Genomic DNA, 1,175 nt, shown 5'->3' on the forward strand with positions numbered 1-1,175 from the left:
GAGCCTGCAGCGACTGCAGCAGCGCCTGCGCCAGCGCATCGGCTTGGACCGCCTCGGGCGTAGTGCGTTCATCGTCCAGTGCTTCAGCTTCAGCTTCATCTTCGGATGCCGGTTCGGTGAAGGCGGGCGAACTGAACAGATCGAACTGCGGCGTGGGCTGCATGGACTGGCTTTCCAGCGCCGAGAGGTGCTTGCGCGCCGCGCGGATGACCGGCGCCGGCACGCCGGCCAGTTGCGCCACCTGCAGGCCATAGCTCTGCGAGGCCGGGCCGCTTTGCACCGCGTGCAGGAAGACGATGCTGTCCTTGTGCTCCACCGCCGACAGATGCACGTTGGCCGCACTCGGATGGATGTCCGGCAACTGCGTCAGTTCGAAGTAGTGGGTGGCAAAGAGGGTGAAGCTGCGGGTCACGTCGATCAGGTGCTTGGCAATCGCCCAGGCCAGCGCCAGGCCGTCGAAGGTCGAGGTGCCGCGCCCCACCTCATCCATCAGCACCAGGGAATGTTCGGTGGCGTTGTTGAGGATGGACGCCGATTCGGTCATCTCCACCATGAAGGTGGAGCGACCACCGGCCAGGTCGTCGGCGGCGCCGATGCGGGTGAAGATGCGGTCGATCGGCCCGATCACGGCGCTGGTGGCCGGCACGAAGCTGCCCACGTAGGCTAGCAGGGTGATCAACGCCACCTGGCGCATGAAGGTCGATTTACCGCCCATGTTGGGGCCGGTGATCAAGAGCAGCTTGCGTTCTGCTGCGAGCTGGCAATCGTTGGCGATGAAGCGCTCTATCTGGTTTTCCACCACCGGGTGACGGCCTTGTTCGATCTGGATGCAGGGCTCGGCCACCAGTTGCGGAGCGCAGCATTTGTTGCGCACGGCGTGATCGGCCAGCGCCACCAGGGTGTCAAGCTGGGCCAGGCCATGAGCAATGGCTTGCAGGCGCACGATATGAACGCTCATGTCATTGAGTAACTGTTCGTACAGTAATTTCTCGCGTGACAGTGAACGTTCCTGCACAGAGAGCGCCTTGTCTTCGAAGGCCTTCAAGTCGGGAATGATGTAGCGCTCGGCATTCTTCAAGGTCTGTCGCAGGCGATAGTCTTCCGGCAACTTGTCGGTCTGGCCGTGCTTGACTTCCATGTAGAAGCCATGCACCTTGTTGTATTCGACGCGCAGG

1 protein-coding gene is annotated in these 1,175 nt (G+C 62.3%); it reads right to left on the minus strand.

Going from position 1 to position 1,175, the window contains the following annotated elements:
• A partial coding sequence (gene mutS, locus I5W_RS19670; RefSeq protein ID WP_044530495.1) for a DNA mismatch repair protein MutS occupies positions 1-1,175 on the minus strand: 1,175 nt, incomplete at both ends.

It is taken from the genome of Herbaspirillum sp. B65 (genome assembly GCF_000333555.1).
GTDB lineage: Bacteria > Pseudomonadota > Gammaproteobacteria > Burkholderiales > Burkholderiaceae_D > Herbaspirillum > Herbaspirillum rubrisubalbicans.